Annotated in this window: 24 protein-coding genes; 8 read left to right on the forward strand and 16 right to left on the reverse strand. The window is 72.4% G+C overall.

The window, feature by feature from the left end:
* Window positions 1-30: 30 nt before the first annotated feature.
* From RNL97_RS27580 to RNL97_RS27615, 8 genes are all read right to left on the reverse strand, one after another.
* Window positions 31-819, reverse strand: a complete 789-nt coding sequence (locus tag RNL97_RS27580; protein ID WP_050500043.1) for a 4'-phosphopantetheinyl transferase family protein — start codon at window positions 817-819, stop codon at window positions 31-33.
* Window positions 816-1,361: an AAA family ATPase gene (locus RNL97_RS27585; protein ID WP_032765525.1), complete on the reverse strand. Its 546-nt coding sequence runs from the start codon at window positions 1,359-1,361 to the stop codon at window positions 816-818. Before RNL97_RS27585 ends, RNL97_RS27580 begins: the two co-directional genes overlap by 4 nt.
* Entirely contained in the window at window positions 1,358-2,404 is a 1,047-nt protein-coding gene (locus RNL97_RS27590; protein ID WP_243315733.1) for a glycosyltransferase family 2 protein, read from the reverse strand. The genes RNL97_RS27585 and RNL97_RS27590 overlap by 4 nt, the downstream gene beginning before the upstream one ends.
* Window positions 2,405-2,483: 79 nt before the next feature.
* Window positions 2,484-3,521 carry a methyltransferase gene (locus RNL97_RS27595; RefSeq protein ID WP_243315734.1) on the reverse strand — a complete coding sequence of 346 codons (1,038 nt, stop codon included), beginning with the start codon at window positions 3,519-3,521 and terminating at the stop codon, window positions 2,484-2,486.
* The gene (locus RNL97_RS27600; RefSeq protein WP_078652023.1) at window positions 3,518-3,790 is read right to left on the reverse strand and encodes an acyl carrier protein; all 273 of its coding nucleotides are present in this window, start codon (window positions 3,788-3,790) and stop codon (window positions 3,518-3,520) included. The genes RNL97_RS27595 and RNL97_RS27600 overlap by 4 nt, the downstream gene beginning before the upstream one ends.
* Before the next feature lie 208 nt (window positions 3,791-3,998).
* Entirely contained in the window at window positions 3,999-5,090 is a 1,092-nt protein-coding gene (locus RNL97_RS27605; RefSeq protein ID WP_050500040.1) for a cysteine peptidase family C39 domain-containing protein, read from the reverse strand.
* Window positions 5,087-6,781, reverse strand: coding sequence for a GMC family oxidoreductase (locus tag RNL97_RS27610; RefSeq protein ID WP_313751325.1), 1,695 nt, complete (start codon window positions 6,779-6,781; stop codon window positions 5,087-5,089). Before RNL97_RS27610 ends, RNL97_RS27605 begins: the two co-directional genes overlap by 4 nt.
* Entirely contained in the window at window positions 6,774-7,394 is a 621-nt protein-coding gene (locus RNL97_RS27615; protein WP_158709125.1) for a gluconate 2-dehydrogenase subunit 3 family protein, read from the reverse strand. Before RNL97_RS27615 ends, RNL97_RS27610 begins: the two co-directional genes overlap by 8 nt.
* Before the next feature lie 78 nt (window positions 7,395-7,472).
* Between RNL97_RS27615 and RNL97_RS27620 the strand changes: the two genes are divergently transcribed.
* On the forward strand, window positions 7,473-8,402 hold the full coding sequence (locus tag RNL97_RS27620; protein ID WP_030583074.1) for a hypothetical protein: 930 nt from the start codon (window positions 7,473-7,475) through the stop codon (window positions 8,400-8,402).
* Window positions 8,403-8,444: 42 nt separating this feature from the next.
* Here RNL97_RS27620 and RNL97_RS27625 read toward each other — a convergent pair whose 3' ends face one another.
* The 7 genes from RNL97_RS27625 to RNL97_RS27655 form a co-directional block, all read right to left on the reverse strand.
* Window positions 8,445-9,467, reverse strand: coding sequence for a Gfo/Idh/MocA family protein (locus tag RNL97_RS27625; RefSeq protein ID WP_243315736.1), 1,023 nt, complete (start codon window positions 9,465-9,467; stop codon window positions 8,445-8,447).
* On the reverse strand, window positions 9,464-10,279 hold the full coding sequence (locus RNL97_RS27630) for an inositol monophosphatase family protein (protein WP_050500039.1): 816 nt from the start codon (window positions 10,277-10,279) through the stop codon (window positions 9,464-9,466). The genes RNL97_RS27625 and RNL97_RS27630 overlap by 4 nt, the downstream gene beginning before the upstream one ends.
* Window positions 10,276-11,682: an aspartate aminotransferase family protein gene (locus RNL97_RS27635; RefSeq protein WP_050500038.1), complete on the reverse strand. Its 1,407-nt coding sequence runs from the start codon at window positions 11,680-11,682 to the stop codon at window positions 10,276-10,278. Before RNL97_RS27635 ends, RNL97_RS27630 begins: the two co-directional genes overlap by 4 nt.
* Window positions 11,679-12,923 (reverse strand): aspartate aminotransferase family protein, encoded by a 1,245-nt coding sequence (locus RNL97_RS27640; RefSeq protein WP_243315739.1) that lies wholly within the window; start codon window positions 12,921-12,923, stop codon window positions 11,679-11,681. Before RNL97_RS27640 ends, RNL97_RS27635 begins: the two co-directional genes overlap by 4 nt.
* 110 nt (window positions 12,924-13,033) lie before the next feature.
* Window positions 13,034-13,687, reverse strand: coding sequence for a bifunctional 4-hydroxy-2-oxoglutarate aldolase/2-dehydro-3-deoxy-phosphogluconate aldolase (locus tag RNL97_RS27645; protein ID WP_030583059.1), 654 nt, complete (start codon window positions 13,685-13,687; stop codon window positions 13,034-13,036).
* On the reverse strand, window positions 13,684-14,436 hold the full coding sequence (locus RNL97_RS27650) for a class I SAM-dependent methyltransferase (protein ID WP_050500037.1): 753 nt from the start codon (window positions 14,434-14,436) through the stop codon (window positions 13,684-13,686). The genes RNL97_RS27645 and RNL97_RS27650 overlap by 4 nt, the downstream gene beginning before the upstream one ends.
* A gap of 244 nt (window positions 14,437-14,680) precedes the next feature.
* A complete protein-coding gene (locus tag RNL97_RS27655; protein ID WP_243316473.1) occupies window positions 14,681-16,741 on the reverse strand; it encodes a PhoX family protein in 2,061 nt (686 codons plus the stop codon).
* 694 nt (window positions 16,742-17,435) lie between these two features.
* Here RNL97_RS27655 and RNL97_RS27660 point away from each other — a divergent pair.
* The 6 genes from RNL97_RS27660 (at window position 17,436) to RNL97_RS27685 (ending at window position 24,616) form a co-directional block, all read left to right on the forward strand.
* Window positions 17,436-19,280 carry a gamma-glutamyltransferase family protein gene (locus RNL97_RS27660; RefSeq protein WP_030583050.1) on the forward strand — a complete coding sequence of 615 codons (1,845 nt, stop codon included), beginning with the start codon at window positions 17,436-17,438 and terminating at the stop codon, window positions 19,278-19,280.
* A 131-nt stretch (window positions 19,281-19,411) separates the two neighbouring features.
* The gene (locus tag RNL97_RS27665) at window positions 19,412-20,257 is read left to right on the forward strand and encodes an inositol monophosphatase family protein (protein WP_030583047.1); all 846 of its coding nucleotides are present in this window, start codon (window positions 19,412-19,414) and stop codon (window positions 20,255-20,257) included.
* Window positions 20,258-20,428: 171 nt separating this feature from the next.
* Window positions 20,429-21,847, forward strand: coding sequence for a phytoene desaturase family protein (locus RNL97_RS27670; RefSeq protein WP_243315742.1), 1,419 nt, complete (start codon window positions 20,429-20,431; stop codon window positions 21,845-21,847).
* A gap of 101 nt (window positions 21,848-21,948) precedes the next feature.
* Window positions 21,949-22,485: an O-acetyl-ADP-ribose deacetylase gene (locus tag RNL97_RS27675; protein ID WP_313751326.1), complete on the forward strand. Its 537-nt coding sequence runs from the start codon at window positions 21,949-21,951 to the stop codon at window positions 22,483-22,485.
* A gap of 114 nt (window positions 22,486-22,599) precedes the next feature.
* The gene (locus RNL97_RS27680) at window positions 22,600-24,072 is read left to right on the forward strand and encodes an AlkA N-terminal domain-containing protein (RefSeq protein WP_030583038.1); all 1,473 of its coding nucleotides are present in this window, start codon (window positions 22,600-22,602) and stop codon (window positions 24,070-24,072) included.
* A gap of 13 nt (window positions 24,073-24,085) precedes the next feature.
* A complete protein-coding gene (locus RNL97_RS27685; protein WP_030583036.1) occupies window positions 24,086-24,616 on the forward strand; it encodes a methylated-DNA--[protein]-cysteine S-methyltransferase in 531 nt (176 codons plus the stop codon).
* 92 nt (window positions 24,617-24,708) lie between these two features.
* On the opposite strand, the gene RNL97_RS27690 is transcribed toward RNL97_RS27685, so the two are convergent.
* Window positions 24,709-25,293, reverse strand: coding sequence for a TMEM165/GDT1 family protein (locus RNL97_RS27690; protein ID WP_030583034.1), 585 nt, complete (start codon window positions 25,291-25,293; stop codon window positions 24,709-24,711).
* A 377-nt stretch (window positions 25,294-25,670) separates the two neighbouring features.
* Here RNL97_RS27690 and RNL97_RS27695 point away from each other — a divergent pair, with 377 nt between their 5' ends.
* Window positions 25,671-26,078 carry a (2Fe-2S) ferredoxin domain-containing protein gene (locus RNL97_RS27695; RefSeq protein ID WP_243315748.1) on the forward strand — a complete coding sequence of 136 codons (408 nt, stop codon included), beginning with the start codon at window positions 25,671-25,673 and terminating at the stop codon, window positions 26,076-26,078.
* The last annotated feature ends 13 nt before the right edge of the window (window positions 26,079-26,091 follow it).

Raw genomic sequence — 26,091 nt, forward strand, 5'->3', positions numbered from 1 at the left:
GGGTGCCGGCTCCCGCCGTGTCCGGCGCTGTCACGTCCGCTGCGGCGCGGTCTGTCCGTTCCGTGCCCGGCTGCCGCTCGCGCGTCCCGTGCCGGCCCGCCCGAAGCCGTCCACGTCCAGCCGGACCTCGCGCCGGGTCGCCACCGCCGCCGCGTAACCGGACAGCCGCGCCGGTACGGTCCGCACCGACCAGCCGTCCGCCTCCCGGGGACCGGCGACGACCAGCCGTCCGTCGTCGTCCAGCCGCGCGCCGACGCCGGCCAGTGCGGTGCCCAGCCCGAGGCCGGTCGCCTTGGCGTACGCCTCGCCGCAGGCCCACGCGGCCAGTAGGGCAGGCCGGGCTCGGGCGGCCGGCAGCGTGTGCCACCGGTCGTGTTCGGCGGGCGCGAACACCCGCCGAGCCAGCATGCGCAGATCACCGGCGGCCGTGCCCGACTCGACGTCCACCCCGACACCGTGCCTGCCGTGCGCCACCGCGACCGCGGCCAACCCGCCCGAGTGCGCCAGGGAGAGGGACAGGTCCACGCCGGGCAGCGCCAGCCGTACCGGTCCGTGATCGTCCGCGCCGCACCGGGTGCAGGTCACGCGCAACGGGACCCTGTCCGGCCGCAGTCCCAGCCCGCGGCCCAGCATTCCTCGCAGCACCCCGCGGGCGACGGTGAACCGGGCGCGCGCCACGTCCGTCATCGCCGCGCCGCGCCGCCGCTCCTCGGGGCTGAGCAGCGAGGCGTAGCTGCGCGCCGAGCCGGGGGTGACGCGCTGCTGCCAGAGCCGGGCCCGCCCCGGTCCGGGCAGCACGCGGAAGTCGGGGCCGTTCACCGGTCCACGCCCAGCTTCAGCAGGTGCCAGATCTCCTCGACCGTCTCCGCCGCGCTCTGGTCGGAGGTGTCGAGCCAGTGCCCGAGCCGGGGGGTCTCGTCCCGGAAGGCCGCGTCCAGCGCGTCCGCGCCCCAGCCCCCCTCCCCGTACGCGTGGTGGGTGCGGCCCGCGTCGCGGCCTCCGGCCACCTCCGCACGCGGCGCCAGGACGACGACGTGCACGGTGAGGGTGTCGCCGAGCATGGCGACGAACTCCTCCAGATAGGTGCCGATGATGTTGTCCTCGGCGACCACCGGGAAGCCCGCGGCCGCGTAGGAGCGGGCCAGGAACGCGAGGTGGCGCAGTCGCAGCCCGTACTGGAGCAGCGCCTCCGGCTCCCGCTCAGGGGACATCTCGGCCCGCCCGGTGACCACCATGCGCCGCAGCACGTCGCCCTCGATCAGGACGGCGCGGTCGAAGCGCTCGGCGAGCAGCGCGCCCACGGTGGACTTGCCGCTGCCGGGGATGCCGGTGACCACCACCACGGGTGCGGTGGCGGTCACGAGACCGGGGCCTTCGTGCGGACGCGGTCGGCGGCGCCGTGGTGGACCTGCCAGCGCAGCGGTTCGTCGCGGAAGGTCAGCACCTCCACCACCGCGCGGTTGACCAGGGGCTCGACCTTCTGGAAGGAGCGCTTGACGACCTTGGTGCCCAGCTCGCCGAGGCCGTCGGGCAGGTACTGCTTGACCTGCTCGAAGAGCAGCCACTGCCGGCCCTTGCGGTTCTTGGTGACGCGCTCGACGTAACTGGGCCTGATGCCGTACTTGTTGGCGAAGTGTCGCAGGGTGTCCTCGGTCCAGGCGTCGCTCCACCGCAGCATGAAGTAGGGCAGGTCGGTGAGGGCGAAGGGCGGCGGCATCCGATAGGTGATCACCGACCGCGGCTCGAAGAAGACCGTGCCGCCGGCATCCAGCACCCGCTGGCTGAAGTCCAGGTGTTCGCGGGTGGTGAGCAGGCCCTCGTCCATCCCGCCGACCTGTTCGAAGACCGAGCGGCGCACGAGCGCGCAGTGGAACTCGATGATGTCGCACCGCTGGCGCCGCATCTCCTCCTCCGGCACCTCGGTGATGTGCTTCATGAAGTGTCGCTGCGTCTGCTTGAACTCCCTGGTGCCCCAGACGCCGGAGAACTCCATGTCGCCACCGGCCATGTGGACCACCTGCTCGTCCAGGGGGCCGTGCAGGTAGAGCGGGCCGACCATGGCGGCCTTCTCCTCGTCCGCGCAGGCCACCAGTGGTTCGAGCCAACCGGGCGTGTAGTCCACGTCGTTGTCGAGGAAGACCACGTACTCGCTCTCGGCGAAGCGCAATCCCACGTTCCGCGCGCAATTGGGCGAGACGTACTTGTTCAGGCGGATAGCGGTGAAGCCCAGCTCGTCGCCGAGCCGCTTGAGCCGTTCCCACCGCTCCCGGGGGGAGTTGACGTCGACGTACACGACATCGCAGGGGAGTTCGGTGTGCTCGTAGAAGCTCCTGAGCGACTCCTCCGCGTAGGAGAAGCGCTCCCGGCTGGTGATGATGGCCGTCACACGGGGCGGGTTGTCCATGTCTGCTCCAGGTTCACCGGGGAGTGGGGCGGCGCGGGCCCGGGCTCCGTCGCGGCGGATCACCGGGCCGGCCCGCGGGTCAGTCGGGTCGGACGGTGATCAACGAGTAGTGGCCGTAGGCGGGCGTGGTCACACAGGCCCCGAACCCCGACTGCGCCAGCAGCGAGGCCAGTTCGGGCAGGGTACGCAGGCGGCCGCCGGTCATCACGGCCAGCGCCAGCGAGTAGCCGGCAGCCGAGTCCGAGCCGTGCCGGGAGTCGTCGAGCAGTACCTGGTGGATGAGGAGCCGCCCGTCGGGTGCGAGAGCCTTGCGGGCCCGGCCGAGCAGGGTACGGCAGCCCTCGTCGTCCCAGTCGCTGAGTACGTCGGCGAAGAGCACCCGGTCCTGCTCGCCCGGCCAGGGTTCGCCGAACATGTCACCGGCCCGCAGGCGTACGCGTCCGGTGAGGCCCGAGTCCTCGATCAGCCGGAGGGCCAGGCGCTCGACTACCGGCAGGTCCAGCACCTGCGCGGTCAGCCGCGGATTGCGTCCGGCCAGAGCGAGCGAGTAGGTGCCCACGCCGCCGCCGACCTCCAGCAGGCTGGTGCAGTCGCCGAGTTCGAGGCGGGAGGCGAGCGCCGCCGCCGGACCGGCGGAGTGCGCGTGCATGGCGCGGGCGAACAGCTCGCCGTGATGGCGGGAGCGGTTGTGGGTGTCCCAGATTCCCTTGCCCCGGTAGCCGAACGGCGTCCCCTCCGTCACCAGGGTCCGGACGGCGGTGCAGCGCTCGTCCCAGCCGAGACCGAGCATCGGGCCCCAGTGGCGGGCGGTACCCGGCAGCAGGAAGGACCGGGCCGTCGCGGTCGGGTGGTACGCGCCGGCGTGCACCACGAGCAGCCCCTGCGCCGCCAGGGCGTTCAGCAGGACCGCGGTGCCGTGCGGGTGCAGTGCGCGGTCCGAGGCGAGCGCGGCGGCGGACGACGGTGCTTCGGCCAGCGCGGCGAACAGCCCGAGGCGGTCGGCCACGGCCACTGCGGAGAGCCGGTACTGCGACGCCAGCACGTCCATCATCAGGGTGTCGTCGGGAGCTGTTGCGTCGGCTTCGGCGACAGGCAGCAGCGCGCTGTCGGACGTCATCGGGCGCCGGCCTCCGCGATGCGCCCGGAGAGGGTTTCGACGAGTTCCCGGACGGTCGTGTAGCGCATCGGGTCGATGTCGTCGTTCTCGAAAGTGAGATCGTGTTTCTGCTCGAAATGGCTGAAGACGTAGGCCATGGTGATCGAGTCCAGTTCCAGGGCGGAGACCGGGTCGTCCAAGGTGATGCCCGCAGCGCGTTCCGGTGCTGTATCGCACTGCTCCACCAGAACCGTACGGATTTCTTGGAGAATTTCGCCGTCCGAACCCATGCTCCTGCTCCCCTCACCGAAAGCGAACAATGATTCACCGTTGCGCCGTACAGATCGGCGCGGCCGAGCACGACCAGACGCTATGCCTCGGGAAGAATCCTGTCAACGCTTTACCTGACGAAAAGAATGTGCAGCGCACAACGCCTTTCAGACCCCATGGGATTTCACTCCACAGGGCCTTTCGAAAGTCCGCCGGTTGCTTTTCGGATTACCCGCGGGCGAAGTTCTCCAGATTCTCCAGGGGTTTTCCCGCACCAAAGCACCACTGTGTCTCGCCGAGCAGTCGGCGGGTGATGCGCGCGCCGTCCGTCTCGACGGCCGAAGGGCGCTCGCTCCCGTTCCAGCGGTGCATCTCGTTCAGCAGTCCCTCCAGGCTGTCGGCGAGCAGCGGGATCTCCTCGTGTGCGACGGCGTAGACGCCTTCGGCCTGGAAGCGGTGGAGCCCCAGCATCAGCAGCCCGAGCTTCTGCGCCCGTGCCGCGGCGGTCAGCGCGGCCTGCGAGACCCGCCGCACGGACTCCTGGCCGGCGTCGGCGAGCGCGTGGCCGAACAGAAACAGCTGCGGCTGGATGTCGCCGAGCACCAGGACGTCGATGCCCGCGGCGACCAGCGCCGGCAGCGGTCCGCCGGGCCACACCCTGCTGTGGAACGCCCGCAGCTCGGCGATGTCCTCGGCCAGCGCGGGCAGCGAGGCGGGGATCAGCGCGTCGGCCGCCTCCTCGGCGGGGCGTGCGCGCGGTGGCGCGATGTCCTCGACCAGCGCGACGCGCGAACAGGCCTCCCGCAGCTCGGAGTCGACCGTGAGGGTCCGGCGGTAGCCCTCGGCGGCCGGAGCGTCGACGTCCAGCACGTGCAGACCCCGCTCGTCGAGCCGGTGGGCGAGCACCATGTGGTGATGGAAGTGTTCCCGGCCCTCGTACTTGTCGCCGGGCCAGTGGTAGCCGTCGGGCATCAGCACCACCGGGGTGCCGGTGTCCAGCTTCTCGGCGATCAGGGGCCACTGTCGTGCGCCCTCGCCGATCCCGGTCAGATGCCAGCGCACCGTGCACGCGGGGAAGTCGCTCATCGGGCCGTACCACTCGCCGCGCCGGACCAGGTCCAACGGCAGGGCCAGGCCCTGGGCGATCTCTCTTCCTCCGTAGCCGTGCCCCATCAGCACCGCTTCGACCGAGCGCAGGAAGCAGCCCAGTCCGTCGAGCCCGATGCTCTTCCAGCCCAGGGCCGCCGTCGGTTCGAAGGCGTACGCGGGAGTGTGCGGGCGCGCTGCCGCGGCCCTGAGTACGGGACTGTGGTCGCTCACGTCGTCCTCCTGGTGTTCCGCAGTACGGTCGCCATCAAGGTCAGAGTCGGGTTGTGCGCCCCGGAGCCGGGGAAGAGGCTGCCGTCGGCGGCGAAGACGTTGTCCATGCCGTGCAGCCGCCCCTCACCGTCGGTGGCGCCGTCGTTCGGGTCCTCGCTCATGCGCATCCCGCCCAGCGTGTGGAAGTTGCCCGGCACGAAGGCCGGTTCGTCGGGGAAGGCCGCCGACCGCGTCTCGGGCAGCGCCGCGACGGCATCGGCTCCGGCCGCGCGCAGCAGCTCCGCGAGACGGGGCAGATAGAAGCGCTGGGCCGCGATCTCGTGCGCGTGCGGCGTCCAGTGGATGCGGGGTACGGGTACACCACGCCAGTCCCGGAGCCGGGGGTCCAGCGTCACGGTGTTCTCCCACTGGGGTACGTCCTCGCCGTGCATCTGGACGCCCAGCAGACGGTCGCGGAGGGGGCTGTCGTCCATCAGGCGCTTGAACGCCGCCCCGTACGGCACCTCGGCCAGCTCAGGAAGCAGCCGGCGGTAGACGCGGCCCTCGGCCACCCGCCCCAGTGGCGTTCCCCCGAGCTCCACCACCCCGCCGCGGAAGTAGGGCAGCCCCGCCTCCTTCGCGGCGGCGCGGGCGCCGGGGTGGTCCGGGTCGGCGAAATCGTCCAGCGCGTGGGTGATGTTCCTGCCGCGCTCCCCGCGCACCCGCTCACAGCTGAACAGCCCGTAGGCGACCGAGTACCAGTGGAACATCAGATACCGGCCCACCAGCCCGGCCGGGTCGGGAAGTCCGGAGAGCAGCGCCAGCCGGCAGGTCTCCACCGCCGAGCCCGCCAGGACCACGCGGTGGGCGGGCAGTTCGTGCTCGTGGCCGTCCGCGTCGCGCCACATCACCGAACGGGCGCGTCGGCCCTCGTACCGGACCCGGGTCGCGGTCGCCAGCGGGATCACCTCGGCGCCGGCCAGTACCGCCCGCCGCAGGGGCACCAAAGCGCTGCCGCGCGACTGGTTGGGGCAGCCGTAGCCGCAGCACGCACCGCAGTCCAGGCATGCCGGGCGACCGTCGTAGGCGCGGGAGTTGGCGGCCATCGGCATGGGGAAGGGCCGCAGCCCGAGGGTGCGGGCGGCGGTGGCGATGCGCAGCGAGGAGGACTGGTCCGGCCCCGGCGGCATGGGGAAGTCGCCCGCGCGCGGCGCGTGCCGCAGGGTGGGGGAGTCCGGCAGCTGGTCCAGGGCGCCCTGGACGCCGAGGATGCGCTCCATCTCCTCGTAGTACGGGGCGAGTTGCGCGTAGTCGAAGGGCCAGTCGCGTACGTCGGCGTCCGGCAGCGGCCCGAGCAGGGAGCGCTTGGAGAAGTCCAGGTCCCACAGGCGCGGGGTCTTGGCGTCCCAGTGCACCGAGCCGCCGCCCACCGTGGCCGGCAGCGCGTTGACGAAACCCGTGCGGCGGCCGCCGCCGGGCCGGCGCTCCTCGTAGACCCGGGGCTCGGCCAGCACGTCGGGGTACTCGAAGCCCCGGATCGCCCCCTTCACCTCGTCGGAGGAGAAGCGGTGCGTTGGGGCCGGGACGGCGAGGTCGTCGAAGTGGCTGGGGCCGCGTTCGAGCACGGTGACGTCCCAGCCGCTCTCCGCGAGCACCATCGCGGCCACCGAGCCGCCGGGGCCGCTCCCGATCACCACCGCCCGCTCAGCCATCCTCGCCGCCCAGGACCACGTGGCGCGCGGCGGCGGTGAAGTCGCGCAGGAGTGCGGCGGTCTCGTCGCCGTACGGGACGGGAGCGCCTTGGGCGCCGGTGCCGGGGGGAGTGGGGCGGCCGGTCGGGGACGGCGGCACGGCCGGGGTGGCGAGCACGGTGCTGTCGGATGCGGGGCGTCCGCGGTAGACCGGATCGCCGTAGGTCCCCTCGATGGCGTGGTCGAAGAGCAGGCCGCGGAAGGCGCGTGCCCGAGGGTCGCGCAGGGCGCGGTGGCGCGCCTCGGCGGAAGCGGCGGCGAAGTCCCCGTCGGCGAGCCGGTCGAGGAGGGCCGTTCCCTCGCCGTAGGCGTCCTGCAACTCCTTCACCCGGCGCAGCCATCCGTGGCGCTGCTCCGGCGAGAGCGGTACGTGCGCGGTGCCGGAGCCGACGGCGTAGATCAGCGGCGGGTCAACACGGAAGGCGCCGAGCAGCCGGTCGGCGTAGTGCACCGCCCCGGCCTCGCGTGCGCCGGGCTCCCGTTCGCCGGGCAGATCCGTCGGTCCCGGAACGAGGAGCGCCATCGCCTCACGCACCACCTCCGCCTGGGGCGCGGAGAAGTGAAGCCACGTCAACTCTTTATTATCCGAGCCAATTTGCGGATAATCAACCGGTACGTCCATGTTCTTCCCTCTTTGCTGAAGGAGATCCGTATGAGCCAGACCGAGACCGCCTCCCCCCACGGAGCCGGGCGTTCCGGCGGCGCCGGAACGGCGTTCACCGTCACTCGCGGCCTCTTCGGCGCCCGGGTGCCGGAGTTCACCGGAAGCCACGACGTGGAGGTGCACAGCCTGGTCTCGTCCGACCATGTGCCGCTGTACCTCTTCGCGGCGAAGTCGCTGGCCCGCTGCTGGGCGGAGGTCACACCCGTCGTCCACGACGACGGCACGCTCACCGCCACCGACACGGCGCGGCTCAAGCGACTCGTCCCCGGTGTGCGCGTCATCGGGCGTGCGGAGGCCGACGCCCGGGTGGCCGAGCTGCTGGCCGACCACCCGGTGCTCGCCGCGGTGCGGCGGAACAACGTCCGCATCCTCCAGCTGGTGGACTACTTCCTGCTCGCCGAGTCCCGGTCGGTGGTGAGCATGGACAGCGACGTGGTCTTCCTCAACCGCCCGCGGCGGCTGATCGAATGGGCCGCCGCACCGGAGCGGGAGCGGCCCGCGTTCCTCTACTCGCCCGAGTTCGGCTGGGAGCCGCAGGGAGTGCACTGGATAGCCGACCACCTTCCGGGCGTGCCCCACGTGCGGTACATGTGCTGCGGGTTCTCCGCCGTGGACCGGATGCGCTTCTTCGACGCCGACTTCCTGGAGCGCACCCTGGCCGGACTGCCCCGCGAGATCAGCTTCGCGCCGCGCTACGTCACACAGATGTCGTACTCGCTGCTCGGCGGCCGGCCCGGCATCGTGTCGGAGAGTCTGGAGGAGCCCTACCGGTCGGGTCGTCTGGAGTGGCTCCCGGACCGGGAAGACCGTGTGATCTGCCACTACTTCGCCTCCCATGAACGTTCCACGGCACTGGACAACCTGACCGAGGAGGCACCGCTGCTCACCCGCGCGATCGGACTGCCCGCCGTCGGCTGAACGGAGCGGTGCGTGCCGCCGCCGGGGCGGCACGCACCGTGCTCACAGCGGCACTTCCCCACCGCCCGCCGCGGCGGACGCGTACGCGCACTCCACGATCCGGGCGGTCTCGAAGATCTCCGTCGCCGGCCGGTGCCAGGACGAGGGATCGGCGAGCACCTGGCGGAACTCGCGGTACATCGGCGGGAACCACTCCAGATGGGTCTGGTCCTTGCTCGGGGAGACCAGGCTCCGCCGATGGGTGCTCCCGTCCGCGACGCCCTCGACCACTCCGTCGTCGATGCGCAGCCATCCGCCGGACCCGTGCACCGCGTAGTGGTTGGAGCGCACGCCGCTGACCCAGCTCAGCTCGATGTCGCAGTGCGCGTCGCCGAAGTCCAGCCGCACCCGGGCCTCCTCGTCGACCGCCAGCGGGTCATCGCCGGCCCGGCCGACCGTGCAGGAGACTCCCTTGGGCGGCCTGCCGAACAGCCGCAGCGCCATGTACACGCAGTGCGTGCCGTGGTCCAGCAGGATTCCGCCGCCGGCCAGTTCGCGGGAACGGCGCCAGTCCGGCGCGAACCCCACGACACCGCGTGCGTGGCGGTCGCGCAGGATGCGGAAGACCGCCGACTCCAGCCGGCCGATCCCCGCCCCCTCCACCGCGGCCGACAGCTCATGCATCACCGGTGAGGTCCCGTAGTTGTGGAACGGGAAGAGCAGCCGCCCGCGCGAACGCGCCAGCTCCACCAGGCCGCGCGCCTCCTCACCGGTGACCGCGACCGGCTTCTCGCAGATGACATGGACGCCCGCGGTGAGCGCCGCCCTGGTCTGCGGTACGTGGAACACGGGCGGGCTGCAGATGTCCACCACGTCCAGCGAGGCACCGGCCGGTGAGGCGAGCAGCTCCTCCAGCGAGACGAACACCTCCCCGCCGTCGAGCAGTTGCGCCGCCCGCGCCCTGCTCTCCGCGCCCGGTTCCACCACGGCGACGACGTCCGCGCCGACGACCGAGCGGTAGCCGGCGAGCCGTGCGCCCCCGGAGGTGCCGAAACCCGAAAGGGCCACCTTCAACGACTCGTTCACTTCGCACCTCCCGTCGCCGGCACCGGCGGCCGTGCGCCGCCCGCGTCCACCAGCCGCGCGTGCACCGCGGGCGCGGCGGCGATCAGGTCACCGTCCGCCGGATCGAAGGGCGTACCGCCCCAGCCCGTCACCACCCCACCGGCCTCCTGGACGAGCAGCGCACCGGGAGCGGTGTCCCACACCTCGATACCGAATTCGAGATAGCCGTCGTAGGCGCCGCATGCCGTGCGGCACAGTCCGACCGAGGCACTGCCCGGCTCGCGGATCTCGAATCCGCCCCGCAGCAGACTGTCGGCGACCGAGCGCTGCGCCTCGCGCACCACCCCGGCCGTACCGAAGCCCGTACCGGTCAGCGAACGCCCCGGGACCTCCCGCGCCACGGCTATGCGCTGCCCGTCCCGGTAGGCGCCCCGCCCGGCGAGCGCGGTGAACCGCGCTCCGGACTCGGGCAGTACGACGCAGGACAGGGTCGTACGCCCCTCCTCGATCAGCGCGAGGGCGACCGCGTAGTCCGGCAGCCCGCGCAGGTAGTTGGTGGTGCCGTCCAGCGGGTCGACGATCCAGTGCGGCGCGCCCGGGACGAGGTCGGCTCCGGCCTCCTCCGAGACGATGCCGAACCCCGGGGTGCGCTCGCGCAGCACGCGGAGCACCAGCCGTTCGGCGGCGGTGTCGGCGTCGCTGACCAGCGAGTCGTTCTCCTTGGTCGCCACCGCGTGGGTGCGACCACGCCTCCGCAGCAGCTCGTCGGCCGCCCCGGCGGCCGCCTCCTCGGCGACCGCCAGCAGGGCGGACGGGTCGAGTGCGCCGCTCATCGGTCCTCCCCCAGGGAGTCGAGGACCTCACAGATGATCCCCACCGCGGTATCGGCCTGCTGCCGTCCGATCGACAGGGGCGGATAGAGCCGGAGGGTGTTGCCGCCGAGCATGACGAGCACCCCGGCCTCCATCAGCTGGAGATAGACGCGCTGCACCAGGCTCTTGGGCGCCGGCTCGCGCGTCTGCTTGTCGACCACCAGCTCGATCCCGATGGCCAGGCCCATACCGCGCACATCACCGACGAGCGGGGCGGTCTCGGCCAGCGGCCGCAACGCGGCGAGCATCTCCCGTCCGCGCTCGGCGGCGTTCTCCACCAGCTTGTCCTGCACCAGGATGCTCGTGGTCGTGCCCACCGCGCGGCACGCCATGGGGAAGGCGCCGAAACTGGAGGAACTGGCGCTCGGCTCGGAGAAGGGCTCGGCCGCCATCGTCCGCGCGGAGGCGATGACCCCGGTCACCGGGTAGCCGCCTCCCATGCCCTTGCCCACGGTCAGCACGTCGGGCCGGACGTCCTCGTGCTGGTAGGCGAACGGGGCCCCGGTCCGGCCGAAGCCGGTCATCATCTCGTCCGAGATCAGCAGCGCGTCGAACTCCTCGGCCACCTCCGACAGCGCGGAGAGGTAGCCGGGCGGGGGCACGACGTTGCCGGAACGGCCCTGCACCGGCTCGACCACGATCGCGGCGAGCGCACCGGTGCTGTTCTCCTTGATGACCTTCCGGGCGTGGTCGACGCAGGCGAAGCCGCACTCGGGGGCCCGGAGTTTGAAGGGGCACCGGTAGCAGTTGGCGTACGGCGTGGAGAAGTAGCCCGGCGGCAGCGGTCCCAGTCCCGAGCGGGCGCCCGCCGTGAGCGCCAGCGAGCCCATCGTCTTGCCGTGGAAGCCGCCCCAGAAGGACAGGAACTCGTGTTTGCCGGTGACCGACTTGGCCAGCCGCAGAGCGGCCTCCACCGCCTCGGTGCCGCCGCTGTAGAGCTGGATGGTCTCCAGGTCGTCGGGCAGGAAATCCCGCAGGACGCGGGTCATCTCCAGCCGCGCGGGCGTCCCGAAGGCGCCCGCGGTGGCCCGGCCCAGCTCCTGCGCCATCGCCGCGACGAAGCGGGGTTCGGCATGGCCCAGGGAGTTGACGCCGCCTGCTCCCTGGAAGTCGAGGATGCGATTGCCGTCGACGTCCGTCAGTTCGGCGCCGTCGGCGGACTCCACACAGAGCCGGGAGAGCAGCATGACCGCCTGCAGCCCCGGGCCGATGACCTCCTGCTCCTCGGCCCAGTGGCGCTCGGTGACCGTACGCGGATGGCGCATGCCCCAGCCGTGGTCGACGCCCGGCCGCCCGACGGCGCCCGCGTGCGGTGCGGGCGCGGAAGCCCTGGTGGTGGAGGCGGGGGGTGTGGTGCCGCTCATGAACGCGCCTCCAGGGCCTCGCGCGTCCAGCCCTCGGCCACCAACGCCTCGAACCCGCTGCGGGCGGCCTCCAGCGCCTGGTCGATGTCGGCCTCGGTCGTGGCCGCGGAGACGAACCAGTGGTGGTTGGGGTGGAAGAAGACTCCCTCGGCTATGGTCGCGGCGTAGAACACGCGCTTCGCACGCTGGTTGTCGTCTTCGCCGCCCATCGCGAAGTCCAGGAACGGCATGGGCGGGTGGCCCACCACCTCCACCGGGGTACCGCTCTTGACGGTCAGCTCACGCAGCCCGTTCTGGAGCCGCTCGCCCAGCCGCCAGATGTGCGCGAGATGGTCCCCGGACCGCAGTTTGCGGACCGTGGCCAGCGCCGCGGCCATGGCATCGGCGTTGGAGTAGTAAGTGGAGGAGATGTGCACCTTCTCCAGCGTGCGCAGCACGTCGGCGCGACCCGTCAGGGCCGACACGGCGTACCCGTTGGCGAACGCCTTGGAGAGCGTCACCAGGTCCGCGGTCACACCGTAGTGCTCCTGCGCGCCGCCGAGCGCCAGCCGGAAGGCCGAGCGGATCTCGTCGAAGACCAGCAACGCCCCGTACTCGCGGGTGAGTTCGCGTACGCCTTCCAGGAAGCCGGGCTCGGGCGCCTCGACCATGAAAGGCATCATCACCACGCAGGCGATGCTGTCCGGATGACGCTCGAAGAGCGCCCGCAGCGAGTCCAGGTCGTTGTAGGTGAAGGTGTCGACCAGTTCGCGACTGGCGGCCGGGACACCTGTGTCCCACTGGGCGCACCAGTCGTGCCAGCCGTTGTAGCCCCAGCGCACCACCCGGTCGCGGCCGGTGAACGCGCGGGACAGCCGCACCGCCGCGCCGGTCGCGTCCGAACCGGTCTTGAGCAGCATGCCCATCTCGGCACCCGGGATGATCTCCAGGAGTTCCTCGACGAGTTCGGTCTGCACGGGCTTCATCAGGCCCACCGCGAAGCCGCGCCGGATCTCCCGGACCACGGCGTCGTCCACGTCCGGATCGGCGTGGCCGAGGATGACCGTGCCGTAGGAGAGGAAGAAGTCGAGATACTTGTTGCCGTCCACGTCCCAGAAGTGGGCGCCTGCCGCTCGTTCGGCGAAGACGGGGTAGTGCCCCTCGACCATCTGGTCGGAGGCGATGACGTTCTTTCTCTTGGCTGCCAGAGCATCGATCTGCTCGGCCTTGCGGTCGAGTTCGAAGGACCGGTCCAAACGCACGTGATCTTCCTTTCACCAGGCAGACCGCGGTTCCCCGACGCCGCAGGGCGAAGGGCGAACTGCGGATGAGGAAGCGCGGACGAGCAGGCCGTACGCCGAAATGGGCGGTGCTAGCGCGGCCTGGAGGACCGGGCGACCTCCAGCAGCGCGTGCGAGCGCTCCCGGATGCCGGACAGGTCCCCGCCCCGCAGGGAGTCGCCGATCAGCGGCCTGCCGAGAGCCGCCGCGTGCGCCCCCGCAGCGAAGTAGTCCGCCAGGTCGTCGGCGGTGATGCCCCCGGTCGGCACGATCGGGATGTCGGGGAACGCCATGGTGAGCGAGGCGAGGTAGGCCGGTCCGCCCATGCGGGCGGGGAAGAGCTTGACCAGCGCCGCGCCGAGCCGGTGCGCCTCCATCACCTCCGTGGTGGTGAACGCCCCGCAAACCACCGGGACCCCCAGTTCGCCCGCCGCGGCGAGGACCTCGGGGATGACTCCCGGGGTGAGCAGGTAGTGCGCCCCCGCGTCGACCGCGCGCTTCACGGTGTCGGCGTCCCGGACGGTGCCGGCGCCCACCAGCGTGGCCCCGGTGGCGACACTCTCGCTGAGCGTGCGCAGCGCGTTCGGCGAGGTGAGCGTGATCTCCACGGCACGGATGCCGGCCTTGCCCAGCTCCTCCGTCACCGTGGGCACGGCGGGCGCCTCGGGCTCGGTGATCATGGCGATCAGCGGATCGGCGGACAGCTGCCGCGCGAGATCGGCGGGGGTGAGCCGCGAGCCGCTCATACCTGCTTCTCCAGCACCAGGATCTGCCGGCGGGTCTGCCGCACGACCGGCGCCTCGGGATCGGGCAGCGCGCGCAACTGCCTCACCAGCGGCTCGACCTTCTCCTCGTAGACGGAGTCGTCGACGGCCCACAGGTGGTAGAGCATCCGCTGCTCCAGCCCGGAGGCGATCGTCTCGGGGCTGTGCTCGTGCGTGGCCGCCTCCAGCTCTCCGACCTCCACCGCCTTGAACCCGACCGACTCGGCCAGCGGCACGATCCGGTCGGCGCGATCGTCGGCCTCGGCGGTGCGGGACTGGATCGTCTCCATGATCTGGCTGACCGGGTGGTCGTCGAAGAGGATCATCCCCGGGATGACGACGTACCGTCCGCCGGGCTTGAGAACCCGGTGCACCTCCGAGAGGCCCTTGCGCAGATCGCCGACGACATGCGTGACCCAGACGCTGTAGGCCTGGCTGAACGTCTCGTCGGGGAAGGGGAGGTCCTCCAGCGAAGCGGCGGCTGCCACCTGGCCGATCCGGCCGACCGCCTTGGTCAGCATGGAGTGGGAGAGGTCGATCCCCACCACCGGGTAGCCCTGCTCGTGGAGCGCCAGTGCGACCACGCCGGTTCCCATGCCCGCGTCCAGGATGAGTTCGCCCTTGGAGGTGCGGGAGGCCACGGCGGGGGCGATTCTCCGACCCCGGGCCTCGCCGCCCCGGGTGCTGTCGTAGAAATCCGCCGCCGGTGAGAAATTGACCGAGGATTGCATATCCACCTGTCTCCATCCACTTGTCGTCAGTGCGGGGAACGAACTGCGTGAAGGGCGGGCAGTCTCCTGCCACGGCCTCAGGGCGAGCAGAGCGGTTGAGGGGCCGCCACACCGCCGGCGCGGCTGCGCGCAGCCCCTGGCGCGGGGCGCCCGGGTGGGGTTCCGGTACGCGACCGGCCGGCGGCCCGCTCCCGCCGGGGCACACCGCGGGGCGGCCCGGTGCGGGAGTCGGGACGGACCGGCGTCAGCCGCCGTGCCGCAGGATGGGGCCGCCGTCCTCCCTGCGGACGGCGATCACGGCGGCCCTGGGCTGGGAGTCCGCGCCGTCGGGCCAGTGGGAGGCGGGGTTGCTCGGGGTGGCGCCGGGGAGTTCACCCGGATGCTGGACCGAGACCAGGACGTAGTCCTCGCCGACCACCGGACCGCAGCACTCCGCGCCCGCCGGGATGGTGAGGAATCGCTGCACCCTGCCGCGCTCGGGGCCGCTGAGCGGCACCATGTAGAGGCCGTCGTTGACGCCGCCCCGGCCGCCCGAGTCGGTCGCGATCCACAGGTTGCCGGCCGGGTCGAAGGCGAGGTTGTCGGGGCAGGAGATCGCGCTGACCCGCGACTTGTCGTAGCCGGCGTAGTAGCTGCTAGGCGAGTCGGGGTCGCCGCAGACCAGCATCAGACGCCAGACGAAGCGCTCCGCTGTCGGGTCGTCCCCGCGCTCGCACAGCTCCAGTACGTGGCCGTCGCGGTTGTCCTTGCGCGGGTTCGCCTCGTCGGGGCCCGGCAGGCCGGCAGCGCCGCGGTAGTCGTTGTTGGTCAGCGCGGCGTAGACCCGCCCCGTGCGAGGGTCGGCCTCGACGTCCTCCGGTCGGTCCATCCGGGTCGCGCCCGCGCGGTCGGCCGCGAGCCGGGTGAAGACGTAGACCTCGTCGGCGCTCATTCCGGGGACGAAGCTGCGGTCGTCGTGGGCGAGTGGCAGCCACTTTCCGGTGCCGTCGAACTCGCCGTCACCGGGCGGCTTTCCCGTGCCGTCGATCTCCTCGGCAGGGCTGTCGCCGGTGAAACGGGCCGCGTAGAGGGTGCCGGAGTCCAGCAGCCGCATGTTGTGCCGCCGGGCGGACCAGCTGTCGCCCCGGCGCATCCGCCCGTCCGAGACGAACTTGTAGATGTACTCGAAACGTTCGTCGTCGCCCATGTAGGCGACCACGCGGCCGTCGGCGGCGACGCTGATCGTCGCGCCCTCGTGCTTGAAGCGTCCGAGCGCGGTGTGTTTGACCGGCACCGAATCCGGGTCGGAGGGGTCGACCTCGACGATCCAGCCGAACCGGTGTGCCTCGTGCGGCTCCTTGCCGAGGTCGAACCTCCGGTCGTACTTCTCCCAGGCTCGCAGCGAGGGCCCCTCAGCGAAGCCATAGCGCTTCAGGCCCTCTTTGACCAGCGGGTCCGTCGGCTTCTCCGCTCGGGCGAACGGCATGTGCACGTTCTCCTCGCCGGAGAGCACGGTGCCCCAGGGGGTCGTGCCGCCCGCGCAGTTGGCCATGGTGCCGAGCACTCTGCGGCCGGTCGGGTCGGCCTCGGTGCGCAGCAGCGGCGACCCCGCCGCCGGGCCGCGCACCTCGAAGGGGGTGTGCAGGGTGATACGGCGGTTCCACCGGGAGGAGGACCGGGCCCTGAGCCGGCCCCCGGCACGCCTGCGTTCCACCAGCACCACGGACATTCCGTACGCCGCCCAGGAGGTACGGACATGCTCCTCGGACGGTCCCTCGGGGTTCCAGTCGGGGAACATCAGCAGCTCGTTGACGTACTCGTGGTTGCTCACCATGAGCCACCGGTCGTCGGAGCGCAGCGGGACGAGCGCGCAGTAGTCGTTGTTCGGACCGAACTGGCCTGACTGCGCTGCCTCGCTCTGGTTGCCGAAGTCGAAGTCCGGGGCCCCGGCGAGCACCGGGTCGCCCCAGCGGAGGAGCACGTCGTACGTGAAGCCATCGGGGACGGTGACGCGGTCACCGCTGTCCGGCGGGACCGCGGGGAAAGCGGGGGGCTCTCCAGCAGGCGATCCGGCGGGAGTCTTCCCGGAGGCGCTCCTGGCCGCGGCGGTCGACGTGGTGGAGGCGATGAGCGGAGCGGAGAGCGCGACGGCTCCGGCCCCGAGCAGGTTTCTGCGGGAGATGGATTCGCGCAGTACGCTGCCGAAATAGCGGTTCCCCGAGGTATTGGGCGCGTGTCCGGCACAGGCATTGCCGCATCGGAATAAACAGGTCTCCGGTGCGCGACCGGTATGCCGACCGCCCAGGAGTAAAGGTAATCGTCGCACCGACACGCCAACCGCCTTTCGGATTGCACACGTGAACCGAACGTCAGTATGCATGAGAACAAGGCAAGTGGCAATCAAGTGCCTGAGCTGCGCTTTTTTGCGGAAAGCGCAGTTGAAGACGTGCCCTTGGGCGAGAAGCTTCCCCATAATCATGGGTGTGACACAGGGGTCGGTCACGGTGGCTGAATCTGCCTACTTGAATCCTGGAAGTGGGCTAATTCTGATCTTTATATCCGGCGTTCGGGACAACCTGTCCCGCTCGGGTGCCGGCCCGCGGCCCCGGGGCCCGCTTTTCGGTCACCGTGGTGTCCTGGCGGCCACGAATTCGGCTCTGACCTGCTGCTTTCCGGCCGGGGTGGCGCTGCGGGAGAGCGTGACGGACGCGGCGCGCGCCTCGGCGGAACCTCGGGGCGGATGCCGTGGGTATTCGTGGCGCGTGAATATCCGCCGGAACTCCTGTGCGCGTGCAGTGTGAACTCCGCTTCCGCAGCCAATAGGCCGAGCCCTGGCGGACGTCTAGCGGAATCTCGCGTTCCGAACATGGCGGTCCGCGGTCGTCCTGCTTCTCGGGGATGGGCAGATATCCCGGCGGCGTGGAGAATGCCGCCGAGCGAAGCGCGGTGTGGCACCCGGGCCGCGTTCTGCGTCCAGACTCGACGGTCCGATGCGCGTAGTCAGCGAAATGAGAGCCCGTATGTTCACCACCCGGCCCACCCTCCAAGGCACCTTCGGCATGGTGTCCTCCACCCACTGGCTGGCCTCCCAGTCCGCGATGGCGGTCCTGGAGGAGGGCGGCAACGCCTACGACGCCGCCGTCGCCGCCGGATTCGTCCTCCACGTCGTCGAGCCGCATCTCAACGGCCCGGCCGGCGAGGTCCCGATGATCCTGGCAGGCGCGGACGGGGAGGTGAGCGTCCTGTGCGGGCAGGGCCCTGCCCCCGCCGCGGCCACCGTCGCCCACTACCGCTCCCTCGGTCTGGGTCTCGTCCCCGGCACCGGGCCGCTGGCCGCCGCCGTCCCCGGCGCTTTCGACGCCTGGATGCTGCTCCTGCGCGACTACGGCACCAAGGACCTGGCCGAGGTGCTGCGCCATGCGATCGAATACGCCGAGAGCGGCCACGCCCCCGTCGAGCGGGTCGGCGAGACCGTGGAGGCCGTGCGCGGACTCTTCGAGACCGAGTGGACCACCTCCGCCGCTGTCTACCTCCCCGGCGGCCGCTCCCCGCGCCCCGGCGAACTGTTCCGCAACCCCGCCCTGGCCGCGACCTGGCGACGTCTGATCGCCGAGTCGGCACAGAGCGGGGGAGCGGACCGCACCTCCCGGATCGAGGCCGCCCGCAGGATCTGGCGCGAAGGGTTCGTCGCCGAGGCCCTCGTACGGCAGGCGGCGGTCCCCACCCCGGACACCAGCGGCGAGCGGCACACCGGCACGCTCACCGCCGCCGACCTGGCCGGCTGGTCCGCGTCGTACGAAGCCCCCGCCACGTACGACTGGAACGGCTGGACGCTGGCCAAGGCGGGCGGCTGGAGCCAGGGGCCCGCCTTCCTCCAGCAGATGGCGCTGCTCCCGGACGAGCTGCCGGCGCACGGCTCCGCCGACTACGTCCACCTGCTCGTCGAGGGCTGCAAGCTCGCCATGGCCGACCGTGAGGCCTGGTACGGGGACGCCGCCGACGTGCCCCTGGGAGACCTGCTCTCCGACTCGTACAACAACCACCGCCGCGCGCTGATCACGGACACCGCGTCCACCGAACTGCGTCCCGGCAGCCCCGGCGGCCGTACCCCGCTTCTCTCCGCCCATGTCCGCGCGGTCGCCGCCGGGAAGCCGGGCGCGGACGGCCCAGGCTCCCTCCCGGCGCCCGGCGCGGGTGAGCCGACCATGGCGCGCGGCGCACGCCCCGGGGCCGACGAGCTGGTCGGCCCCGACGGCGCCACCCGGGGCGACACCTGCCATCTGGATGTCGTCGACCGGTGGGGCAACATGGTCTCCGCCACGCCCAGCGGCGGCTGGCTCCAGTCCAACCCGGTCGTGCCCGAGCTGGGCTTCCCGCTGGGCACCCGGCTCCAGATGGCCTGGCTGGACGAAGGACTGCCCAACTCCCTGACGCCGGGCCGCCGCCCCCGCACGACCCTCACGCCCTCCCTCGCCCTGCGCGACGGCGTGCCCGTGATGGCGTTCGGCACGCCCGGCGGCGACCAGCAGGACCAGTGGCAGGTGCACTTCTTCCTCGCCGTCGCCCGGCGCGCCCCGGTGCGCGGCGGGCTCGACCTCCAGGGCGCGATCGACGAGCCGAACTGGCACAACGACAGCTTCCCCGGCTCCTTCCATCCGCGCGCGATGCACCCCGGCAGCGTCACCGTGGAGGGCCGCATGGATCCCGGCGTGGTCGCGGAACTGCGCCGCCGGGGCCACGACGTCACGGTCGGTGAACCCTGGTCGGAGGGGAGGCTGTGCGCCGTGGCCCGGGACCCCGAGACCGGCATCCTGTCCGCCGCCGCCAATCCGCGCGGCATGCAGGGGTACGCCGTCGGCCGCTGAGCCGCCCTGTACGCCCGGCGCTGCTGACCCACGTCGCACGACGGTGCCGCACAGCGCCTTCGCACCCCGCTGACCAGCGCCTTCGACCGCCCGGCGGCCGTCTCACCGGGCGACCGTGATTGGGTGGAGCCATGATCGATGACTTCCTGTACGGGACCGCCGGTGACACCGGACCGCTGGCCGAGGTCGAGGCCGCCGTGCGCGCCGCCGCCGCGGCCGAGATCGTGCCCCGGCACCGGAAGCTCGCCGCCCACGAGATCATCGAGAAGAGCGGGCCGCACGATCTGGTCACCGCCGCCGACCGGCTGGCCGAGGAACACCTCACCGCAGCCCTCACCGAGCTGCTGCCCGGCTCGGTCGTCGTCGGAGAGGAATCCGTCCACGACGACCCGGCGGTCTACGACGCCCTCGGCGGCGACGCCCCCGTCTGGATCGTCGACCCGGTCGACGGCACCCGCCAGTTCGTCCGCGGGGAGGCCGGTTTCTGCACCCTGGTCGCCCTCGCCCAGCACGGCGAGGTCCACGCCTCCTGGACGTACGCACCGATCCTGGGTGAGATGGCCGTCGCCGTACGCGGCCGGGGCGCCACGCTCAACGGCACCCCGATACGCGCCGGTGCCCCCGCCCCCGGCGCCGTACTGAACGTGGCGATGTCCCACCCCGACTACACCACCGACGCCCAGAAGCGGGCGCTGCTCGGCCTGCGCGCCGAGGGCATCGCGGCCCGGCCCTGCGGCTCGGCGGGCCTGGAGTACCTCGCGGTGGCGCGCGGGGAGCTGGACGCCACCGCGTTCAACTGGGAGTACGCCTGGGACCACGCGGCCGGACTGCTCCTGGTCACCGAGGCCGGCGGCGCGCAGTCGACCCTGGCGGGCGTCCCGTTCCGGATCGCGGGCGGCAACGACCTGCCGTTCACGGCGGCGCGCGACGAGGCCACCGCCGAACGGATCCTGACGGCGTTGCGGACGGGCGGCTGACGGAGCCGGGTGCCGGGTCGGCGGCGGCGGGGCCGGGCCGCAGGCGAGACCTCGGCCGTCGCCGAGGACCCCGGGCCCGCCGCCACGCGGATCAGCGGGGTCCGCGTCCGCGCTGTCGGTGGGGCCGCATACCCTGGGAGTCCGACTGCCGGCCGACGAAGGAGTCCCAAGGTGCCGTCGATGCTCGATGCGGTCGTGGTGGGCGCCGGGCCCAACGGACTGACCGCCGCGGCCGAACTGGCCCGCCGGGGCTTGTCCGTGGAGGTCCACGAGGCGCACGACACCGTCGGCGGAGGCGCGCGCACCGAGGAGCTGACCCTTCCGGGGTTCCGGCACGACCCGTGTTCCGCCGTGCACCCCCTCGGGATCGGCTCGCCCGCGTTCCGGGCGATGCCCCTGGAGCAGCACGGCCTGGAATGGCTGCACCCCGAGGTCTGCCTCGCCCACCCCTTCCCCGACGGCACGGCCGCCGCCCTCACCCGCTCCGTCGGCGAGAGCGCCATGACGCTGGGGGCCGCCGACGCCGGCGCCTACCGCCGCCTCATGGCCCCCTTCCTCGGCCGCTGGGACACCCTCGCCGCCGACTTCCTGCGCACCCCCTGGGAGAGCCTGCCCCGCGACCCGTACCGGCTGGCCCGCTTCGGTCTGCTCGGCCTCCAGCCCGCCACCTGGGTCTCCCGGCGCTTCCAGGGCGAGAAGGCCCGCGGCCTCTTCGCCGGACTCGCCGCCCACGCCATTGCTCCCACCAGCGGCTTCGCCACCTCGGCCATCGCCCTCGTCTTCGCGCTCGCCGCCCACGAGAACGGCTGGCCGGTGCCGCGAGGCGGCTCCCAGGCCATCTCCGACGCCCTCGCCTCCCTCCTCCGGGAACACGGCGGCACGATCCGCACCGGCAGCGAGGTCAAGCGGCTGGACGAACTGCCGCCCGCCCGCGCCTACATCTTCGACACCTCGCCCTCGGCCCTCGCCCGTATCGCCGGACTCGGCAGCGCCTACCACCGCTACCGCTACGGCGCCTCCGCCTTCAAGATCGACTACGCGCTGTCCGGCCCCGTCCCCTGGACCGCGCCCGAGGCCCGCCGCGCGGGCACCGTCCACATCGGCCCCACCGCCACCGCCATCGACGCGGCACTGAAGGCGGCCGTCGACGGCCGCGACCCCAGCGCCCCCTTCCTCATCACGGCCCAGCCCACCCTGACCGACCCCTCCCGGGCCCCCGAGGGACGCCATGTCTTCTGGGTGTACGGACATGTCCCGGCGGGCTGGGAGGGCGACGCCACCGACGTCATCGAACGCCAACTGGAGCGCTTCGCCCCGGGGTTCCGTGATCTGGTCCTCGCCCGCGCGGTCGCCGGACCGCCCGAACTCGCCGCGCGCAACGCCAATTACATCGGCGGCGACATCGCCTGCGGAGCCTTCGCCGGTCTCCAGACCCTGATCCGCCCCAAGCTCGCCCGCGTCCCGTACGCCACCGCGCACCCCGCGGTCTTCCTCTGCTCCTCGGCCACCCCGCCCGGGCCGGGGGTGCACGGCATGTCCGGCCACCACGCCGCCAAGGCCGTATGGCGGCGGCTGCGGGCGGCCTCCTGAAGCGGCCGCCCGGCCCCGCGGGAGGGAGCGCGCCTCGCCTCCGCCCGACGGGTCGCCCCGACCGGGCGGCGGAGGCCCCCGGCGCGCGGCATGATGTCCGCATGAGCACCTCTGTCTCTCCCGCCGTACGTCTGGTCCGCGGCGACATCACCGACCAGTCCGTCGACGTCATCGTCAACGCGGCGAACTCCTCGCTGCTCGGCGGCGGCGGAGTCGACGGCGCCATCCACCGGCGCGGCGGACCCGACATCCTCGCCGCCTGCCGTGAACTGCGCGCCTCGCAGTACGGAAAGGGGCTGCCCACCGGGAAGGCCGTCGCCACGGCCGCCGGACGCCTCGACGCGCGGTGGATCGTGCACACGGTCGGCCCGGTCTTCTCCGGCGCCCAGGACCGCTCCGCCCTGCTCGCCTCCTGCTACCGCGAATCCCTGCGCCTGGCCGCCGAGTTGGGGGCCAAGTCCATCGCGTTCCCGGCGATCTCCACCGGCATCTACGGCTGGCCGATGGACGACGGGGCCCGGATCGCGGTGCGCACGGTCCTGGCGGAGACCGTGGAGCCGGTCGAGGACGTGCGCTTCGTGCTCTTCGACGCGCACGCGTACGTGGAGTTCGAGGAAGTCCTCGCGATGCGCGGCTGAGAGCGCGCTCGCCGCGAGGGCGGTCCAGCGGTCGTACGGCTGCCGGACGTCCGCCTGACCTCCGTGTCGGATTTCCGCCAGCCAAGCCCCTGACCGGTGAACCATCCTGGAACCATGCACACCGACACCGAGCGCTGCGTGCGGGCCGTCCGGTCGAAGGACGCCCGCTTCGACGGCTGGTTCTTCACCGCGGTCCTCACCACCCGGATCTACTGCCGCCCCAGCTGCCCCGTCGTGCCGCCCAAGACCCGCAACATGACCTTCTACCCGAGCGCCGCCGCCTGCCAGCAGGCCGGATTCCGGGCCTGCAAGCGGTGCCGCCCCGACACCAGCCCCGGGTCCCCGGAGTGGAACGCCCGTGCCGACTCGGTCGCCCGCGCCATGCGCCTCATCCGGGACGGGGTCGTCGACCGCGAGGGCGTACCCGGGCTCGCCGCCCGGCTCGGCTACTCCGCCCGCCAGATCGAACGCCAGCTGCTGGCCGAGCTGGGCGCCGGACCGCTGGCCCTGGCCCGCGCCCAGCGGGCACAGACGGCCCGCCTCCTCATCGAGACCACCGACCTGCCCATGGCCCAGGTGGCGTTCGCCGCCGGCTTCTCCTCGATCCGCACCTTCAACGAGACGGTCCGCGAGGTCTTCGCCCTGGCCCCCGGCGACCTGCGCGCCCGCGCCGCCCGGGGCCCGCGGACCACCGCCGTACCCGGCGTCATCGCGCTCCGACTGCCCTACCGGGCCCCGCTCAACCCCAGCAACCTCTTCGGCCACCTCGCCGCGACCGCGGTCCCCGGCGTCGAGGAGTGGCGCGACGGAGCGTACCGGCGCACGCTGACCCTCCCGTACGGGCACGGCGTCGTCGCCCTGACCCCGAAGCCCGACCACATCGCCTGCCGGCTCTCCCTCACCGACCCCCGCGACCTCACCCGGGCCATCAGCCGCTGCCGCTGGCTCCTCGACCTGGACGCGGACCCGGTCGCCGTCGACGCCCAGCTGCGCACCGACCCGCTGCTGGCCCCGCTGGTCGACGCGGGCCCCGGCCGCCGGGTGCCGCGCACCGTGGACGGCGCGGAGTTCGCCGTACGCGCGGTGCTCGGCCAGCAGGTCTCCACCGCCGCCGCCCGCACCCACGCGGCCCGGCTGGTCACCGCCCACGGCGTCCCGCTCGACGACCCCGAGGGCGGGCTCACCCACCTCTTCCCGACCCCCGGGGCGCTGGCGGACCTCGACCCGGAGACCCTCGCGCTGCCGCGGACCCGCCGCACCACCCTCACCACGCTCGTCGCCGCCCTCGCGGAGGACCGGCTGCGGCTCGACACCGACGCCGACTGGGACCAGGCCCGCGCCGAGCTGGCCGCGCTGCCCGGCTTCGGCCCCTGGACCGTCGAGTCCATCGCCATGCGGTCACTCGGCGACCCCGACGCCTTCCTCCCCACCGACCTCGGTATCCGCCGCGCCGCCGAACGGCTCGGCCTCCGGGCCACCCCCGCCGCCCTCACCGCACGGGCCGCCGACTGGCGCCCCTGGCGGGCGTACGCCGTGCAGTACCTCTGGACGGTGGACGACCACCCCATCAACCACCTGCCCGCCTGAAGGAGGCCCTTCCATGACCGGCGTGACCACCACGACCCCGGCCAAGCAGCACACGGTCGTCGACAGCCCCTACGGCCCGCTGACGCTCGTCGCCACCGACGGCGTCCTGTCGGCCCTCTACATGACCGACCAGCGCCACCGTCCGCCCGAGGAGACCTTCGGCGTACCGGAGCCCGAGCCCTTCGGAGAGGTGGTCCGGCAGCTCGGCGAGTACTTCGCCGGAGACCGCACCGCCTTCGACCTCCCGATGAACCTGGCGGGCACCCCGTTCCAACGGAGCGTCTGGGCGGAGCTGCTGAAGATCCCGTACGGCGAGACCCGTACGTACGGCGAACTGGCCGAGGAGCTCGGCAAGCCGGGCGCCTCGCGGGCCGTCGGCCTGGCCAACGGCAAGAACCCGGTCGGGATCATCGTCCCGTGCCACCGAGTGATCGGCGCCTCCGGGAGCCTCACCGGGTACGGCGGCGGCCTGGACCGCAAGCAGCGGCTGCTCGCCTTCGAGAACGGCGGGAGGCGGGAGGGCGGCGTTCAGGTGCTCTTCTGAGACGGCGCTCTCTTCCGGGGCAGCGCGGGCCGGGGGAGTGCCGAAGCCGACACGCCCCCGGCCCGCGCTGCCCAGCCGGTGCCCCGCACCGCTCAGCCGGTGAAGATCTCCACGGCCGTCCAGATGGCGAGGCCCAGCATGCAGAAGCCGCCGATGCGCTGCACGGTCTTCAGCGGTACGCGCTTCGCGATGAACTTCCCCGCCAGGAGCGCCAGTGCCGACACCGACATCAGGGCGGCGGCCGAACCGATCGCCGTGGACCAGGTGCCGTTGCTCGCCGCGAGGTTGGCGGTGGTGATCTGCGTCAGATCGCCCCACTCACTGATGAAGACCGCCATGAACGCGGTCGAGTAGACCGGCCAGAAACCGGTCACCGTCTTCACCTCGGTCTCGTCGTCGTCGCCCCCGCCGCTGCCGCGCAGCAGGAGGAACGCGCCGAGCGCGAAGAGCGAGGCCGAGACGAGCTTGACGGTCCAGTCGGGCAGCAGCCCGATGAGGCTGCCCGCACCGACGGCGATGGCGACGTGCACGATGAACGCGGACGACGTGCCGAACCACACGTAGAGCGGGCGCATCCGCGTGCCCATGGCCAGCGAGGCGAACATCGTCTTGTCGGGGAGCTCCGCGAGGAAGATCAGCCCGAAGGCGGTGAGGATCGCCAGAAGGTCGAGATGCATTCCGGGTGGCTTTCTGTGCGAGCCGGGCCCCGGATCTTCGCGAAGCGCCGCACGGGCTTTTCGGAGGACCACTCGGCCCGGCATGACGGCAGCGCCCACAGGGCGTGGGTGTGTCATACAGGACCGAAGGTCTCGCCCGCCCGGGAATCCCTCTCAGGATCCACGAGCCCGGCCACCGGGAACCCGAAGGCTCCAGTGTGTCGACGACCGGTTTGCGGGGCTACTCCCCTTCGCAGCCGTCAACGATACCCCACCCGGCCCGGCGAGGGTGCTGGTGTTCGAACCGCGTACGCCTCGGTAGAGTCGTGGTGATCACCCGGACCGGCGGTGATCCTCGCCCGACACCTCACCCCTCTCCGCGACGGGAAGTGCCCCCGATGAGCCGCCGCCCCCGCAAGAAGGACGTGCCCGCCCAGGGCGCCGGCCGCCCCACCGTCAGCGTCTGCCGGGGCTGCTGCTGCGGCACCGAGAAGATCCCGGGCGTCGACCACGCGGCCCAGCTGGCCCGGCTGCGCTCCGGTCTGGAAGGCACCGCCACCGTACGGGCGGTCGAGTGCCTGGACGCCTGCGAGCAGGGCAACGTGATCGTCGTGCAGCCCTCCGCCGAGGGGCGCAGGGCCGGGGGCCGGCCCGTCTGGCTGGGCCTGGTCAACGACGAGCACGCCGAGCAGGACATCGTGACCTGGGCGGGGGCGGGCGGCCCGGGGCTCGCGGACGCCCCGGACATCCTCGACCTGTACGTCTTCAAGCCCTCGCGGCGGGTCTCGGCGGGCCTGGACGGCTGAGAGTCCCTTCCTG

The sequence above is a fragment of the Streptomyces parvus genome (assembly GCF_032121415.1).
Taxonomy (GTDB): Bacteria; Actinomycetota; Actinomycetes; order Streptomycetales; family Streptomycetaceae; genus Streptomyces; species Streptomyces globisporus_A.